This window comes from Corynebacterium provencense (genome assembly GCA_900049755.1).
Taxonomy (GTDB): Bacteria; Actinomycetota; Actinomycetes; order Mycobacteriales; family Mycobacteriaceae; genus Corynebacterium; species Corynebacterium neomassiliense.
This window is the reverse complement of the sequence record LT160592.1, coordinates 936,674-951,686: the sequence shown is the minus strand read 5'-3', so window position 1 is coordinate 951,686 and position 15,013 is coordinate 936,674. Positions and strand designations below refer to the sequence as shown.

Below are 15,013 nucleotides of genomic sequence, written 5' to 3'. Positions count from 1 at the left end.
ACTTCCCATCAGAAAGGCGGTTCGGAGCCCTGCACGTCGAAACCGCCCTGCGGTGCCGAATCCCACGCCCCCTGCTGCGCCGGCTGCGATCCCCCACCAGACCAACCCCCGCCCTGCGACTGCTGCTGCGTCCTCGGCACCGGCAAAGACACCCTCGCAAACCCAATGTCCCACGTGTCCTTCGGCCCCTGCTGCGACTGCCACAGGAAATGCTCCAGATCCCCCTTCACATCCACCCGGTCCACACCACCCATCAACGCCGCGTACACGTCCTGTGCGGCGTAACCGTGGACCCGACACCTGATGAAAATCGTCGGCCCGTTCTCCCACTGGCCGGCCTGATCCTTCCTCGACGAGGACTCCATCACGGTGAACTCGGCGTACTGGTTGCCGGACGACTTCGCGGTCTTCATCACGACCGGCTGTCCGGCGTTCGGCCCCGACTTCGGGACGGCGACCTTCACGTTCTCAAGCTCGACACGCATGTCAGGCTCCTTCCTTCCCCGGCCTAATACCGGGGTGATTGATTGGTTCTACCGCTTACTGAAATTGCTGAACTGGCACACTGCCAAGCGAGACGCCAGCGTCACCGTCCCGGTGTTCCCACCACGGTGCTTCGCCACGATCAGATCTGCCTCGCCCGCCCGAGCATGACCCGGGTCTTTCGCATCCGGACGGTCGATGAACATCACAATGTCCGCGTCTTGCTCCAACGATCCCGACTCCCGAAGGTCCGACAGTCGCGGCTTCGCCTCATCACCACGGCCTTCCACACCACGGTTCAACTGCGCTGCGGCGACCACCGGCACACCGAGATCCTTCGCCATCAGCTTCAACTGTCTGGAGAACCCCGACACCTCCTGCTGCCGGCTCTCCGTCTTCCCGCCCGCGGTGAGCAACTGCAGGTAGTCCACGACGATCAGACCGAGGTCGTGCTGCTGGGACAGGCGGCGGGCCTTCGCCTGGATGCTCGTCATCGTCATCTGCGGGTCATCACTGATCAGCAGCGGTGCCCGTTCGATGCGCTGCACCGTTTCTGTCATCGCCCGCCAGTCATCCGCGGTGAGCTCATTGCGCTGCATCCGAACGAACGGAACCCCAGACTCTGCGGACAAGACCCGCTGCGATACCTCCGCAGTGGACATCTCCAGGCTGAACATCAGCGCTGTCTTGCCCTCCCGGATCGCAGCGTGGCGCATCATGTCGAGGCACACGGTTGTCTTACCGCAGCCCGGTCGGGCGCCGACGATGATCATCTGCCCTGGCCGGAGCCCACCGTTCATCAACCTGTCAAGATCCATGAAACCGGTGGAAACAGGATCCTTACCGGCCGACTCCCCGTTCTCAGCAGCATCAAGATCGTCCATCACCTCCGGCAGAACATCTCCAATTGCGCGGGTCGAAGATGACGAATCGTTCGGCACTTCTGCCAAGGCTTCCTGCGCCCGGTGCACAGCATCCCCAGATGACGCGGGTGTGGCAGTGTTCGCCAGTTGCACGATCTCCGTACCAGCGTGATACAGGCGGCGCAGGACTGCTGCGTCAGTGACTCGCTTGACATGCCACGAGATCGACCCGGCGGGGGCGGCCTGCTGAACGAGTTCAAACAGTGCCATGAGCCCGCCAACCTGTTCGAGCTGCCCGTGGTCATCGAGTTCCCCTCCGACTGCCACTGGGTCGCCGTCCACTCCTCCTGCCCACGCGTTCAGGACAGCGGTGAAGATCGTGGCATGGGCGGGGATGTAGAAGTCTGCGGCATTGATCCGATCAGCGGCGGCGGCGACCGCTGCTTTGGATGAGAGCATCGCTCCGAGGAGTGCGCGTTCGCTGTCGGCGGCGTGGGGCATTCCGTCATTCATTGACTGCCCGCATCCGGTCACGCCACCCGGAGATCTGCTTCACGGCTCCGGGCGGGGCGGAAATCGCGTCAGGTCGGGCTTCTCGCACGAGTTGGGGCTCATGTCCAACCTCCGTGCCCGGGGGCAGTTCTCCCCGCCTCACACGCTCACAGAGTCGGTCGTAGCGGTACTGCTCAAGTTCATGCCGACGATCAGTATCACGCTCCCACCGCTCCACCGTTTGCAGCACCGCGTGCCGCAGTGCGTACGGCGTGAACATCTCCGTCGTCGGCGCGTTCAACGACCACCACGTCACCGCCTCAGCCCACACCTCAATGATCTGCGGCGCGTTCATCATTTCGACTGCCTCAGCCCACGCCAGGATCACCTGACGATCTGAGGCGTTGTTTTGCACGGACGCGGGCCTGAGCTCCGCGGCTTTCGCCAGGGCAGTGCCCGCGATCCTCACAGCGAAGTCACTCACCATGCGAGCTCTCTCCCCTCCTGTCGGTCTTGGTCCAGGCCGACGACAGCCTGGATGATCTGATCAGCCTTCCGGCCTTGCTGCTGTCCCCCGCGCCCCCACTTCGCAGCATTGCGAACCCACTTCCGGTAGTTCAGGTTCCAATCGGTCGACGTACCCGCACTGGCAAGGAAGTGATCCCGCATCTGAGCGAGCTCATGCGCTTGGTCAACGCCGGGGCATTCTTCGGCCATCTGCTGGACAACGTCTGGGCGTGGCGTCCAGTCCTCGGTGATCGGGTGCCGGGGCTTCCGTCTCTTCGGCTTGTCCCCCTGGGGGACTACAGGGGGTTGGTCTTCTTCTCCCTTGGTCTTCTTAGAAGGAATAGTTTTCTTATGGGGGTCAGATTTACCGCTGGCGGTTAAACCGCCGGCGGTTTTCTGTCCCACGGTCCGCGGTACAGAATCTGTCCCACGGTCAACCGGCATCGAATGGACCGTGTACTCGCAGTTCCCGAACATCCCCCCGTCGCCGTGAACCTGAGTGCGGGTGACCCACCCGGACTGCTCAAGGTCTCGGATCGCAGCCTTGATGGTCGTGGGGCTCATCCCCAGAGCATCTGCTATCCGGTCGGTGCTCAGCGACCATCCGGTGCGGTGAGAGCGGATGTACAGGTACACCGTCTTCGCCCTGGAGGGGATGGTCGAGGACCGGGCGAACGCGTTGGGGATCATCGCGTAGTGGTCCTCAGGGGCGGGCCCCTGCTTGATCGTCGCCACTGGCTTACTCCTCTCGTTGTGTCATGCGGCCCCGGTAGAACACTGGCGGGAAGCGCGGCTCCTCCCACCCGTGCACGAGCAGTTCAGCCCGGTACGCCCACTTCGGGTGAGCGTGAACCCAGGCGTGGCAGGCGTGACACAGAAAAATCCCGTTCTCGATGGTGTGCTCACCGCCCTGTGAACGCATCTGGCGGTGGTGGATCTGTTGTGGCGGACCGACACAAACCGTCGGGATCATGGCTTCACACCAGTCCCCTGCCCGCGACGCGATCGCGTCAGCAACCGCCCGGGGCATACGCTTCGCACTACCCATGAGCACTACCCGCCGCCCCATACATCGCCCGGAACGATGCACTGATGGACTGCCACGCCCGAAGCTCCAACTCGAGCGCCTTCGCCAACCGATCCGCGTGCCGGTGAGCAGCCTCAGCCACATCCCGCGCCTCACGCTCCGACATCGTCTCCAACTTCGCCGTGGCCTCCTTGTCCTTGATCGACCCCTCAGCAGCCAGATAAGCCGACGCGAACGCCCGATCGAACTCCCGGTCCGCGGACTGAAACGCCGCGTACCGGTCCGAACACACCCGGATCCCGTTGGCGATCCTGGTCACCAACTCGCGGATATGGTTCTCGATCAGCACCGGGTTCACCGGCTCAGTCACCGGACTCACCTGCCTTCAGCTCCGCGACACGGGCCGTGATCTCAGCAGTCAGACCGACCTGCTGAGCACCCGCCCACAACTTCCGGCAGTCCTCCACCGACTGCGCGGCAGCGATCCGCGCCGACCACTCGGCACGGTCCCGCTCCTGCTGCTCCGGGCTGATCTCGTAAGAGTCAGCGTCCGGGTCACGCTCATCAGTCGGCAGACAGAACGCCTGCAGGTACGCCGTCCGCAACGCCACACTGTGCGCCTTCGCCGTGGCCTTATCCCCGGAGTCCATCGCCTCCCCCCACACGACCGTCCGGTCATCCGTCTCACCCTCCGCATTGACGAAAGTAAGGCGCATCTTCACCCGGACCAGCTGCATCACAGCACCCCGGTTCGAGGTCTTCTCAGTGACCGTGATGTCCTCCACCGTCGGCAACGCCATTAGGCCATGCGTTCGCATCGCCGGGCCGAACGCGTTCATCACCGCATCGATGCCACGGAACATGAACCGCTGCCCCTCATTGCGATCCCGCTTCGCCAGGCCGGTGACCTCACGGGCCACCTCGATCATCGTCTCGTGGACGCTCATGCCGCTGGCTCCTCCTGCTTCACCGGCAGTACCTTCACGGCACCCCTCACCGGAGTGATCTTCGGGTACAGGGCCACGATGTCCGGGTGCTCCTCGCGCAACGCTTTCAAGTCCACGCCCGTGGACTTCGTGTCCGCGGTGACGATCACGTTCGCCACCCCGCACGGGAACGTGCCCGGCTCGTCCCCCACTGCTTCCCGGATCCGGTCCTTCGCCTCCTTGATCTGCCTCTGCAGGTCTTTCACGTCTTCCTGCATGTCGAGGACGGACAAGGCCAGGGACTCAAGTTCGGCGGGTGTCGGCCCGGTCGGGTCTTCGCCGGCGAGGAACCGCTCAGCGATGTCCCGCAGGAATGCCTGCCGGTCGAGGTCCGGGAGGATGATCGTCGTCTTCGGCAGACCGTCCGGGAAGAACTCCCCGAACTCGTCCTCACCCCGGGCTTCGCAGGCGAAGACGCACGCGTCAGCGCCGGTGACCATCAGCTGCACCTGCACCTGATCGACGTACTTCTGCGGAATGTGGTCGGGGACCAGCTGCTTCCCGGCGGTCTTAATCTCCCCGATAACCTCACACTCTTCACTGAGGTCCTCCGGGAGCATGTCCGGGGTTGCGGCGATCCGCGTCCCGTCGAGGACACACAGGTCGGTGTTCCCTACCAGTCGGGAGTCCTCGAACATGTGGATGAACTTCCCGATCTCCGGTTCGCGCACATGCCCCCACCGTGTCACCCGGTTGCCGTGGAAGTCTGAGCCGTGCTTCTTCTCGTCGCGGATCTTCTTCCACTCCGCGGGGCTGGCTGCCAGCCGGGCGATCTCCGTCGCGGTGATGTATTCGCGGCGTTGCTCGAGCCATTCCTCTTCTGTCTCTGACGGGAGTCTGGTGAAACTCATCGTCCCTGCTCCTTTCGGTGGTCTGTGATCGTGGCGACAAGGTCAGCCACCTGCTTCTTCGTCGACACCGCGTTACCCCGCGACGCCGCATAATCCACGTGCGACCACAGGGCGGTCTGGTCCATGTCTTTCGCAGCGTCCCTGGCAGCACGGAGGAACCGCTCGCCCGCCCTGCGGCACCTGGCGGACACGTCCAGGTCGTAGCTGCGCTTCCCCGCAACAGACTTGAGGACTGCCCCGTGGTAGTAGCCGCGGCCGATGATCTGCGCGGCGATGATGTGAGGGTCGGTGGTCACTTGCTCACCCGGATCGGGGTGAGGTTCAGGCGTGCGCGTTCCGCCTCGAGCGCGTGGAGTTTGTTCCGCACGGAGGAATCAGACCGTCCGAGGATGTCACCGATCTGACGGCAGTTCAGGCCTGCCCGGGTCTTCGTCTTGAGGATGTACTCCTCGCCCGTGGTCCAGGACTTGATGCGGCGGGCCGGGCTCGTCATGTCGTCGATGTCTTCGACTGGGGCACTGGAATTCTCGATATGCGGGTTGGGCCACACAGTGACTGACTCCGGGAGTTTGCCCTCCGAGTCTGGTGTGAACTCAATGTTGTGAGTCACCGTCGCGGGAGCGAAGACACCGACGGAGCTTGGGGTGAGTTCACGGAGCACTGTGCGCGCCTCCTCCATGCTGTCGACGGTGATGTCAGCGCGGACGCCGTGGGGCTTGATCGTGATGGTCATGATGTCTCCTTGATGAGTTCGGTTCCGGTTTCGGTGGGTGCCCATCCGGGGCGGCGGGGTGCGCCGGTCCAGCGGATGAACCCGGCGGACTCGAGCGCTTCGGCGGTGGGGTCCAGGCGGGTGTGCGCGTCTGATTCGGGGTCGATGTGGTGGCGGACCAGGACCGCAAGATCCCGGCGCGACGAAGGCAGGTTCATCGTGTTTCCTGTCGGATGAATGCGGTGAGGCTGACAGTGGTGATGGCGGCGGCGATGATCGCGCCGGCCGGGCCGGCAAGGTGTCCTCCGATCACGCCGGCGACGGCGACCAGTGCGATTGCGGCGAAGATGGCGAGGATGAGGCCAACCGCGTCGAACGCGGTGCCCGGCGCGGGCTCACTGCGGGTGGGTCCGAGGCAGTCCACCGGTGTCGGCTGCCGACGATGACGACCAGTACCGGCAGGGTGGTCGACCATGGACTTCATCAACTGCTCTTCCGGGGTCACGCTGCTGCCCCCAGTGCTTCGTCGAGGATGTCCCGTGCCTCCTGCTCCGACAGGCCCGTCAGGTCGAGGACGGCCCGGGTCTGCACCCGGCGCGGATGATCCGAGCACGGCAGGTCGAAACGCCCGTGCTTTATCTGGTCGTGCATGGTGGACGGTGGGCGGCGGAGGAGGGCGGATGCTTCCGGGATGGTGAGCATCGGCGGTAGTGTGTGTGTCATGGCCTTTCCTTTCATGGTGGGTCAGTGACGCCGCCCGGTAGGTCCTGGCAGGGATCGGGCGGCGTTGGCTATGTGTGGGGGCGGCAGTGCCGGTCTCTCCGTGTTCGAAGCGGGTCGTGGACCGGACTTGTGACGGCACCATGAGCTGAGCTCTGTTCGTCCCGCCCCCGGGGGTCGCATCTGGCGACCCGGTGCCCCACTCCGCCGTGACGCGGGTGGCAGACTCATCTGCGGTGGGGCCTGATTTGTATCCGCGCCAGTCGCTACCTCCCCACACCTTGCGAGGGCTGTGGGGGTTCCGTCGTCTGTCCATGGGATCCAGGTCAAAGGCGATCTACTCGACGGGTCTGCCGTCTTTCCTGACACGCTCGCTGGGCCACGGACAGCATGTACCTGCCTGGCGCTATGCACTATTGAGTTCTCAAACATCGAGGTCAGCCGGCATTCCGGTGACCGTGTGCGCACTCCCCGCCATGACGCGGGGGCGGCCTAGCCGGTGCGCGGGCCTAGGCGGCCAGTACCCTGTCTCGGGCGAGGGTCACACCACGACGACGGAGGTCGCGGAGGCGCGCATCGACCGACATGTAGGTGCGTTTGAGTGCGAGGGCGTCGTCCACGACCCGGTCAGTGGAGGCGGTGAGGTACGCGTCCTCCGCCTCAGACCACCGGCCACGGCGGGTGGCGTGTTTGGCGGTGATCTCCTGCCACCGCTCTCGCCTCGGGTCCCCGAGCAGGGCGTACCGGTCCCGGGCATTGGCGCGGTAGTGGGCGAGGCGTTCTTCCCGGTGGGCCTCGTAGTAGGCGCGGTAGTGGGCGAGGCGTTCTTCCCGGTGGGCCTCGTAGTAGGCGCGGTCCTTGGCTCGGCGTTCTTCCCGGTGGGCCTCGTCGTAGGCCTTCTTGTAGGCGCGGAAACATTCCTTGCACCACACGCTCAGCCCGTCACGGCGCGACCGGTTCCGGTAGAAACCGTCCACCGGTTTCGTCTCCACGCACTTCGGGCAGCGCTTCTCTGTCACAGTGATGGTCATGCCGCCCACGTCCTCGACGACAGGGCCTGCACCACACACGCCCGCACATACTCGGACAGGGACGCGTCAGACTCGGAGGCAGCAGCGCGCAATGCCTCATACTCCGGGGCCTGCAAGGTCGTCGCAACGGTGCGCGGGGCACCGGCAGTGGGCCTTGTCTTCGGCTTCGACCGGGTGACGAACGCCGCGTCGTGGGCGTCCATGCCCTGCGACCATGCGGAGTGCAGTGCCCGGACCTCCACCACGCCGGTGCCCGCAACAGCGCGGGCCGCATCCGTGGGGGTCGCGTCATCCTCGAACATCGCGTAGACGACGACCGCGCGAAGCTCCTTCGACAGCTTCACGTCCGACAGGCGCTCCTGCCAGCACTCCGCGAACGACTCGTAACCGAGCGGTTCCCACGCGCGGGTGGCGATGATCTGCCGGATCCCATCCTCCACGGCCAGAAGATTCTCCCGCAGGCCATCCCACAGGGCCTCAGCCTGCGCTTTCGTCAGCGTGCTCATGCCAGCACCTCGTCGTCGGCGCGGACATCGGCGGTGATCCGCTCAGCCCGGGCGGTCAGCTCGTCACGGAGGGCGAACAGGGCGGCCCTCACGGCCGGGTCGGTGGCCTCCGAGGCCATGACCCCGGCACGGGTCGCAGCATCGTAATGGCCGGACGAACGGCCGAACTCGTAGTCGTCTGAGGTATGATCCTGGTGGTTGGCTCCGGGGTACATCCGGGGCCTCCTTTCATGTCTGTGGTGGGTTAAGCGGCGGCGGGGGTGGCCACCGGGAGAAACATCTGGTCGAGGGGTCGACCGGTGAGCTTCCGCAGAACCATCAGCACTCCGATCGGCGGGTTGGTCTTCCCGCTCCGGTAGTTGCGGACGGTGCTCCCGGTCTTCCCGAGGTGCTTCTGTCCCAGCTCTTCGTCTCCGTGGCATCCGGTGACGCTCTTCGCGAGGTCGAGGACCTGGGGGTCAAGCCGGTAATCCATGTGTCATGTCACCTCCAATGACAGGCAAAGGGTCCGCGCCGTCTTGGCGCATTGTGCGCCGGTCTGGCGTACTGGTGGCAAGTATGGCACCTGTCGGCAAGATTGGCAAGCGATGTGGCGAGTTTTTTTATCTAGCCTGTTCACAGCTATCGCCAAAGTTGCGCACCTGTCGGCTCTCCTGTATCGTCACTGGCATGGAACACAGTGAATGGCTGGCAGAAACCACCGGTGGCGACAGCGCCAGGACGATCGCGAAGAAGAGCGGCGTCCCCGACCGCACCGTCCTCAACCAGACGGAGAAGGGGAAGTTCTCGGCAGAGAACGTCATCAAGATCGCGACCGGGTACGGCAAGTCGCCCGTCCGAGCCCTGGTCGACACCGACTACCTCGACGAGCAGTGGGCGGAGACCGTGGACCCGATCACCGCCCTCCGCCAGGTCTCCGAAGAAGACCTCGCCGATGAAGTGCTCCGCCGCATGAAGCTCCCCGGCACACACGAAGAGTTCGACACCCCCGTCGATGAACTCGACGCCCGACGCGCTGCAAAATCGAACGGCCGGGGGATCTACCCCACCCCCGACGTCCTCCCCGAAGGCTATGTTGCAGACTCCACGGACACTGAGCCGGAGATGGGAGACGATGACTACAACGACGGGCCTTAGGCCAGACCCCGAGAAGTGGGCAGAAGAACACCAAATCACCATCGGCAAGCACACCGGCGGTGAGAAAGGCCGCCGACTCAAGGACGGAACCATCACCCTCCGCTCCGACCTCGGCCCCGTGAACCGCCGCTGCACTCTCGCCCACGAACTCGGACACCACGTACACGGCGACACCCCCACCCCCGACCGGCACACCTACGCCAGGCAAGAGAGACGAGCCTGGGAGTGGGCGGCTACATTCCTTATCGACGCTGAAACCTACAAACAGGCCGAACTCACCGTCGGGCCACACCCCGGCGCGCTCGCAGCGGAACTCGGCGTCACCGTTCACCTCATCCGAGTGTGGCGGAACATGACACTCAAGAAGGACCGACCATGACCGACCAGAACCCCTACCCGCAACAGCCAGCTCCCTCCGCAGAGAAGGCAGAGAAAAACAGGAAGACGGACAAGAAGCTGCTGAAGATACTCGGCGCCGTCATCGGCGTCTTCGTCGTCATCATCATCCTCGTGGCCGCATGCTCCCCCGACAATGACGACAGCACCACCGACACGGGCAGCGGCGTCGGGAAGTGGGACGCACAGACACAGTGCGAGGCCGCCGCGAAGGAGCGCAGCAGTGACCCGAACAACGTGAAGTTCTCCGGAGCGACCGACACCGCATTCGTCGAAATCAAGGACGGCTGGCAGGTTGTCGGCTGGGTCGACAACCCCAATGGCCTCGGCGGATACACCCACCACGAGTACACCTGCTCGGTGGAGTCCACCGACCAAGAGGGGAAAGTCAACGTCGGCCTGGACATCAGCGAAGCGAAGTAGCCCGTAGATACGCAAAAACGGCCCCCACCACCGGACGAGGGTGATGGGGGCCAAAACGTCCGAACGCGAACTCAGACAGGAGCATCATACCGTGGTCCAGCGCAGACCAGCCAAAGGCAAGCCGAAGACCGGGAAAGTCCGGTGGATCGCCCGCTACTACGACGACTCCGGCGAGCAACGCGGCAAATCCTTCGACACGGAGAAAGCCGCGATCGCCTTCGAGCAGGAGCAGGCCGTCGCCGTCCGCCACGGCACCTACATCGCCCCCGAGGATGCCGCCACACCCCTCGGCGTGATTGCCCGCGAGTGGCTGGCCGAAGCAACGAAAGAGAACACTGTCAGGAACCGTCAGGCCCTGGTCGACAACCTCGGGCCCCTCGACCGCACACCAGTCGGAAAGATCCGGGCGTCCACCATCACCGCGTGGCGGAACCAGCTCACCGGCGGCAGGCCGTGGAAGCAGGGGAAGCCTCTCTCGGAGTCCACCGCAGCGACAATGGTCGGACAGGTCTGCGGCCTCCTGAAACGCGCCCACGAGGACGGCATGATCGGCCGCGTCCCGGTCGTGAAGATCCCGAAGTCCGCGCCGAAGCGCGCCGTATCCCGGCAGGACCTCCTCACCGTCGCTGAGGTAGCCGCCCTGATCACCGCGACTCGTGACGGAAAACCCGCACCGCGGCAGAAGAATGGCCGTCGGCAACCACACACGAAGGACACCCCGAAGCGGCCAGAGGCGGCACGGATGATGCAGGTCGTCGTCGGCTCCGGTCTGCGCATTTCTGAGATCGCCGGGCTTCGGGTCCAGGACGTGGACACACTGCGCCGCACCATCACGGTGAACGGTCAGGTCGCACCGGGTGGTGCCAGGTGGGTGCCGGTGCCGAAGACGAAGAAGTCACACCGGACGATCCCCGTGGCAGAGGAGACGATCCTCGTCATCGCGGAGCAGCTGCGGGAGCACCCGCAGCCGGACCGGTCCGGCCCCATCTTCCCCTACCGAGGGACGAGCAGGTCGGTGGAGGATCGGGTGTGGCACGACCGGGCGTCACTGGGCTCGGTGATGCGGGCAGTCATCGCCGCGCACGGTCTGCGGGAAGTGGGGTGGCACGACCTACGCCACTTCTACGCGTCCGCATTGATCGCCGCGGGGTCGCCGGCGTCGGAGGTGCAGGCGGCGATGGGGCATGCGAAGGCGTCGACGACGCTGGACGTCTACACGCACCTGTGGCCGAAGGCGGACGCCCGGATCCGGGACGCTGCGGCTGGTGTTCTGGATCTGGTGAGGGCAGAACAAGGGCGGAGCGCTGATTCTGTCCTCTCTTCCGAGGGCACTGGCGACGCTTCCGGTGCTGGTCAGTGACTATTTCGTGGCGTCCGGGTCCTCGGTCCTGGAGCGCTTCAGCTCGAAGAAATGGTCGTAGCTTCCGAGGGTGACCGCGGCGTCGAAGATCGCCCCGGCGTCCTCCCCCTTCGGCACCCGGGTGATGACCGGGCCGAAGAAGGCCTGACCGCCGAGTTCGACGACCGGGGTGCCGACGTCGTTGCCGACCTTCTCCATGGCCCGCGCCTGGAAGGAGCGGAGTTCCTTCTCCACGGACCCCTCCACGTCACCGCGACGGTGGGCGTAGCCGAGATAGGAGGGGTCCGCACCGGCTTCCTCCAGTGCCTCGGCGATGACGTCGTCATAGGCGCCGTCGCCCTGGCGGTGCCCCGCACCTGAATCGTGGATCCGGGTTCCGGCGGCGGTGTAGTAGGCGTCCACCTTCCCGGGTTCCTGCAGCTGCAGGGCGGCGGCGACGAGTGCAGGCCCCCATGCGGCTTCCATTGCTCCGCGGTAGGACGCGGGAAGTTCCTCCCTGCCCTCGTTGAGGACGGCGAGGCTCATCGGTGAATAGCTCAGGTCGATGTCCCTGACCTTCTCGACCTCCTTGAGCCACCGGCTGGTGACCCAGGCGAAGGGGCAGGTTACATCGAAGTACATGGTGACAGGTGTGTTCATGGGCCCCGACTGTACCCGCGAACCCGGGCAGCTGTCCGGGCCTGCGGCTAAGCTCGGACACCATGAGTTCAACCAATCTCACCCGTTCCGAGGCCGCCGCACGTTCGGCCCTGATCAGTGACGTCCACTACGTCATCGACCTCGACCTCACAGACGGTGCGGACCCCGGCACCGGCACTTTCCCCTCGACGACCACGGTCAGCTTCACCGCCGCCGCCGACGGCACCACCTTCGTCGACCTGCGCGCCAGCTCCGTCCGGTCCGTCATCCTGGACGGCGTCGACGTCACTTCCTCGGCCGTCCCCGTCCGGGAGGGGTCGGACGGGACCTATGACGAGGACCGGGGTCTGCAGATCTCCCTGACCGCCGGCCCTCACGAACTCACGGTGTCCGCGGACGCCGTCTATTCCTCCACCGGCGAGGGCCTGCACCGTTTCACCGACCCGGCAGACGGCGAAGTGTACATGTACACGCAGTTTGAGGCCGCGGACGCCAAGAGGGTCTTCGCCTGTTTCGACCAGCCGGACATCAAGGCCACCTACGAGGTGTCCGTCAGGACCCCCGAGAACTGGACGGTCGTGACGAACAACACCGTCGGCGTCTCCGGCGAACTCGGCGCAGAGGTCGACGGTGTCGCCGTGCACACCGCGGTCGTCGACTACCCGCTGTCGACCTACCTCATCGCGTTCTGCGTCGGCCCGTGGGTCCACGTGGAGGATTCCTGGACAGGGCGACCCGTCCCCACACCGGAGACCGCGGGCGTCACTGACACCCGGCTGGTCCCGGAGGACGAGGTCACCGTCCCGCTGGGACTCTACGTCCGTCGTTCCCTGGCCGAGTACCTCGACGCAGACGCCCTGTTCGAGGTGACCAAGGCAGGGTTCGACTACTACGCCGCCAACTTCGGTGTGGCCTACCCCTTCCACAAGTACGACCAGATCTTCTGCCCCGAGTACAACATGGGCGCAATGGAGAACGCCGGCTGCGTCACCATCCGCGACGAGTACGTGTTCAGGTCCGCGGCCAGCCACTACGAGTACGAACGTCGGGCGGACACGATCCTCCACGAACTCGCCCACATGTGGTTCGGCGACCTGGTCACGATGCGCTGGTGGGATGACCTGTGGCTCAACGAGTCCTTCGCCACCTGGTCGTCCGCCATGGCCCAGACCCACGCCACCGAACACACCACCGCGTGGGTGACCTTCAACTCCAAGGAGAAGTCCTGGGCCTACGGCCAGGACCAGCTGCCGTCCACCCACCCGGTGTTCTCCGGGGCGGAGGACCTTGTGGAGGTGGACGCCAACTTCGACGGCATCACCTACGCCAAGGGTGCCTCGGTGCTCAAGCAGCTCGCCGCGTACGTGGGACTCGAACCCTTCTTCGCGGGCATCCGCACCCACTTCGTCGACCACGCCTTCGGCAACGCGACCTTCGACGATCTCCTGGGTGCGCTGGAGAAGTCCTCGGGCCGCGACCTGTCCGACTGGGCGGACCAGTGGCTGAAGACCACGGGGATCAACACCCTCGGAGCCGACTTCACCACCGGCGGGGGTCAGGACGGGGACACCGGCAGAAACGGGGAGGTCTACACGGCGTTCGCGGTGACCCAGACCGGGGCCGTCCCGGGTGCCGGAGAAACCCGGACCCACCGCCTCGCCGTGGGACTGTACGACCTGGTGGACGGGCAGGACGCCACCACCGGCCCTGCCGTCGAACTGCGCCGGCGGGTCGAACTGGACATCGCAGGCCCACGGACGGAAGTCCCGGACCTCGTGGGAGAAGAGACCGCGGACCTCGTGCTCGTCAACGACGACGACCTCACCTACGGTTTCGTCGACCTCGACAAGGACTCCCTCGATTTCGCCGTGGCCAACATCGGACGCATCGCCGATCCGATGGCCCGGGTGCTGATCTGGTCCTCCGCCTGGCAGTCCACCCGCAACGCCCAGATGCGGGCCCGGGACTTCGTCGCCCTCGTCGCCCGGGGCGCCGTCGGAGAGGACCAGCTCGGCGTCCTCGAACAGGTTCTGGCCCAGGCGGTCTCCGCCGTGGAGAACTACGTCGCCGACGACTGGAAGGAGGAGGGACGCCGCCTCCTCCTCGACACCTTCCGCACCGGCGCGGAGAAGACCACCGGGCAGGCCAGGCTCGCGTTCGTCCGCGCCTACGCCGGTGCAGCCCAGACCCCCGCCTCCACGGTGTGGCTGCGTGGGCTGCTCGGACTTGTCGAGGACAGGACACCCGACGACCTGCTGCCGGGCTTCACCGTCGACCAGGACCTGCGGTGGAGGCTGATCACCGCGCTGGTCGGCACCCGGGGCGTCCTCACCGCCGAGGAGGCCGAGGAGCTCATCGGGATCGAGGAGGCGGGCGACAGGTCCTCCTCCGGTGCGATGCACGCCCTGCAGGCACGCACCGCAGTACCTGAACCCACGGTGAAGCGTGAGGCATGGGACCTGCTGACCCTCCACGGTGCGGAACAGTCGAATCTGGCACTGCGCTACCGCATGGCAGGGTTCAACCACATCGGCCAGGACGAGCTCACCGCCCCCTTCGGCACCGAATACGTCGCCCGGGTGGTCGACATGTGGAATTCCCTGTCCTCGGAAATGGCACTGCGCAACTGTGAAGGGCTGTTCCCCTCCCGGTCGGACGAGACCGTCATCGCCGACATCAGGGCGCTCGCGGACGCCGAGTCCACCCCGGCCGGGCTGCGCCGCGTCCTCGCTGAAGGCGTGTCCCGTACCGAACGTGCCGCGGCGGCCCGGGCCTTCGACGCCCGGTGATTCCGGCCGCCCCCCTGCCCCGGTTAGGCTGGAACCATGACGATCCCCATCTCTCCCGTACCCGGTGAGCCGCGCCGCGGACCGGCGCAGC

Annotated in this window: 22 protein-coding genes; 5 read left to right on the top strand and 17 right to left on the bottom strand. The window is 65.6% G+C overall.

The window, feature by feature from the left end; all coding sequences use genetic code 11:
• Positions 1-8 precede the first annotated feature (8 nt).
• From BN3906_RS04415 to BN3906_RS04335, 16 genes are all read right to left on the bottom strand, one after another.
• Positions 9-485 (bottom strand): single-stranded DNA-binding protein, encoded by a 477-nt coding sequence (locus BN3906_RS04415; protein ID WP_066584629.1) that lies wholly within the window; start codon positions 483-485, stop codon positions 9-11.
• 48 nt (positions 486-533) lie between these two features.
• Positions 534-1,847, bottom strand: a complete 1,314-nt coding sequence (gene dnaB, locus BN3906_RS04410; protein WP_066584628.1) for a replicative DNA helicase — start codon at positions 1,845-1,847, stop codon at positions 534-536.
• A 471-nt stretch (positions 1,848-2,318) separates the two neighbouring features.
• The gene (locus BN3906_RS04400; RefSeq protein WP_066584614.1) at positions 2,319-3,080 is read right to left on the bottom strand and encodes a helix-turn-helix domain-containing protein; all 762 of its coding nucleotides are present in this window, start codon (positions 3,078-3,080) and stop codon (positions 2,319-2,321) included.
• Between the two features lie 4 nt (positions 3,081-3,084).
• Complete coding sequence (locus tag BN3906_RS04395; RefSeq protein ID WP_261796836.1) at positions 3,085-3,318, bottom strand: HNH endonuclease; 234 nt, start codon at positions 3,316-3,318, stop codon at positions 3,085-3,087.
• A gap of 67 nt (positions 3,319-3,385) precedes the next feature.
• A complete protein-coding gene (locus tag BN3906_RS04390; RefSeq protein WP_066584612.1) occupies positions 3,386-3,742 on the bottom strand; it encodes a hypothetical protein in 357 nt (118 codons plus the stop codon).
• Positions 3,735-4,319 carry an ERF family protein gene (locus tag BN3906_RS04385; RefSeq protein ID WP_066584609.1) on the bottom strand — a complete coding sequence of 195 codons (585 nt, stop codon included), beginning with the start codon at positions 4,317-4,319 and terminating at the stop codon, positions 3,735-3,737. Before BN3906_RS04385 ends, BN3906_RS04390 begins: the two co-directional genes overlap by 8 nt.
• Positions 4,316-5,209, bottom strand: a complete 894-nt coding sequence (locus BN3906_RS04380) for a YqaJ viral recombinase family protein (RefSeq protein ID WP_066584605.1) — start codon at positions 5,207-5,209, stop codon at positions 4,316-4,318. Before BN3906_RS04380 ends, BN3906_RS04385 begins: the two co-directional genes overlap by 4 nt.
• Positions 5,206-5,505 carry a hypothetical protein gene (locus BN3906_RS04375; protein WP_066584600.1) on the bottom strand — a complete coding sequence of 100 codons (300 nt, stop codon included), beginning with the start codon at positions 5,503-5,505 and terminating at the stop codon, positions 5,206-5,208. The genes BN3906_RS04380 and BN3906_RS04375 overlap by 4 nt, the downstream gene beginning before the upstream one ends.
• Positions 5,502-5,942: a hypothetical protein gene (locus BN3906_RS04370; protein WP_066584598.1), complete on the bottom strand. Its 441-nt coding sequence runs from the start codon at positions 5,940-5,942 to the stop codon at positions 5,502-5,504. Before BN3906_RS04370 ends, BN3906_RS04375 begins: the two co-directional genes overlap by 4 nt.
• A complete protein-coding gene (locus tag BN3906_RS04365) occupies positions 5,939-6,139 on the bottom strand; it encodes a hypothetical protein (protein WP_066584596.1) in 201 nt (66 codons plus the stop codon). The genes BN3906_RS04370 and BN3906_RS04365 overlap by 4 nt, the downstream gene beginning before the upstream one ends.
• A complete protein-coding gene (locus BN3906_RS04360; protein ID WP_147592754.1) occupies positions 6,136-6,426 on the bottom strand; it encodes a hypothetical protein in 291 nt (96 codons plus the stop codon). The genes BN3906_RS04365 and BN3906_RS04360 overlap by 4 nt, the downstream gene beginning before the upstream one ends.
• Positions 6,423-6,644, bottom strand: a complete 222-nt coding sequence (locus tag BN3906_RS04355) for a MerR family transcriptional regulator (RefSeq protein ID WP_147592752.1) — start codon at positions 6,642-6,644, stop codon at positions 6,423-6,425. The genes BN3906_RS04360 and BN3906_RS04355 overlap by 4 nt, the downstream gene beginning before the upstream one ends.
• Positions 6,645-7,150: 506 nt before the next feature.
• Complete coding sequence (locus BN3906_RS14755) at positions 7,151-7,672, bottom strand: hypothetical protein (protein WP_066584586.1); 522 nt, start codon at positions 7,670-7,672, stop codon at positions 7,151-7,153.
• The gene (locus tag BN3906_RS04345) at positions 7,669-8,178 is read right to left on the bottom strand and encodes a hypothetical protein (protein ID WP_066584583.1); all 510 of its coding nucleotides are present in this window, start codon (positions 8,176-8,178) and stop codon (positions 7,669-7,671) included. Before BN3906_RS04345 ends, BN3906_RS14755 begins: the two co-directional genes overlap by 4 nt.
• Positions 8,175-8,393, bottom strand: coding sequence for a hypothetical protein (locus tag BN3906_RS04340; protein ID WP_066584580.1), 219 nt, complete (start codon positions 8,391-8,393; stop codon positions 8,175-8,177). Before BN3906_RS04340 ends, BN3906_RS04345 begins: the two co-directional genes overlap by 4 nt.
• A 29-nt stretch (positions 8,394-8,422) precedes the next feature.
• Positions 8,423-8,653: a transcriptional regulator gene (locus tag BN3906_RS04335; RefSeq protein ID WP_066584577.1), complete on the bottom strand. Its 231-nt coding sequence runs from the start codon at positions 8,651-8,653 to the stop codon at positions 8,423-8,425.
• 194 nt (positions 8,654-8,847) lie between these two features.
• Between BN3906_RS04335 and BN3906_RS04330 the strand changes: the two genes are divergently transcribed.
• The 4 genes from BN3906_RS04330 to BN3906_RS04315 are packed head-to-tail and all read left to right on the top strand — an operon-like array spanning position 8,848 to position 11,494.
• Positions 8,848-9,315 (top strand): hypothetical protein, encoded by a 468-nt coding sequence (locus BN3906_RS04330; RefSeq protein ID WP_066584574.1) that lies wholly within the window; start codon positions 8,848-8,850, stop codon positions 9,313-9,315.
• Positions 9,293-9,694, top strand: a complete 402-nt coding sequence (locus BN3906_RS04325) for an ImmA/IrrE family metallo-endopeptidase (protein ID WP_066584571.1) — start codon at positions 9,293-9,295, stop codon at positions 9,692-9,694. Before BN3906_RS04330 ends, BN3906_RS04325 begins: the two co-directional genes overlap by 23 nt.
• On the top strand, positions 9,691-10,134 hold the full coding sequence (locus BN3906_RS04320; protein WP_066584569.1) for a hypothetical protein: 444 nt from the start codon (positions 9,691-9,693) through the stop codon (positions 10,132-10,134). Before BN3906_RS04325 ends, BN3906_RS04320 begins: the two co-directional genes overlap by 4 nt.
• Positions 10,135-10,177: 43 nt before the next feature.
• Complete coding sequence (locus BN3906_RS04315; RefSeq protein WP_066584567.1) at positions 10,178-11,494, top strand: tyrosine-type recombinase/integrase; 1,317 nt, start codon at positions 10,178-10,180, stop codon at positions 11,492-11,494.
• Here BN3906_RS04315 and BN3906_RS04310 read toward each other — a convergent pair whose 3' ends face one another.
• Positions 11,495-12,133 carry a mycothiol-dependent nitroreductase Rv2466c family protein gene (locus BN3906_RS04310; protein WP_066584564.1) on the bottom strand — a complete coding sequence of 213 codons (639 nt, stop codon included), beginning with the start codon at positions 12,131-12,133 and terminating at the stop codon, positions 11,495-11,497.
• A gap of 62 nt (positions 12,134-12,195) precedes the next feature.
• On the opposite strand from BN3906_RS04310, the gene pepN reads away from it, so the two are divergent.
• Positions 12,196-14,922 (top strand): aminopeptidase N, encoded by a 2,727-nt coding sequence (pepN, locus tag BN3906_RS04305; RefSeq protein ID WP_066584562.1) that lies wholly within the window; start codon positions 12,196-12,198, stop codon positions 14,920-14,922.
• Positions 14,923-15,013: the final 91 nt, after the last annotated feature.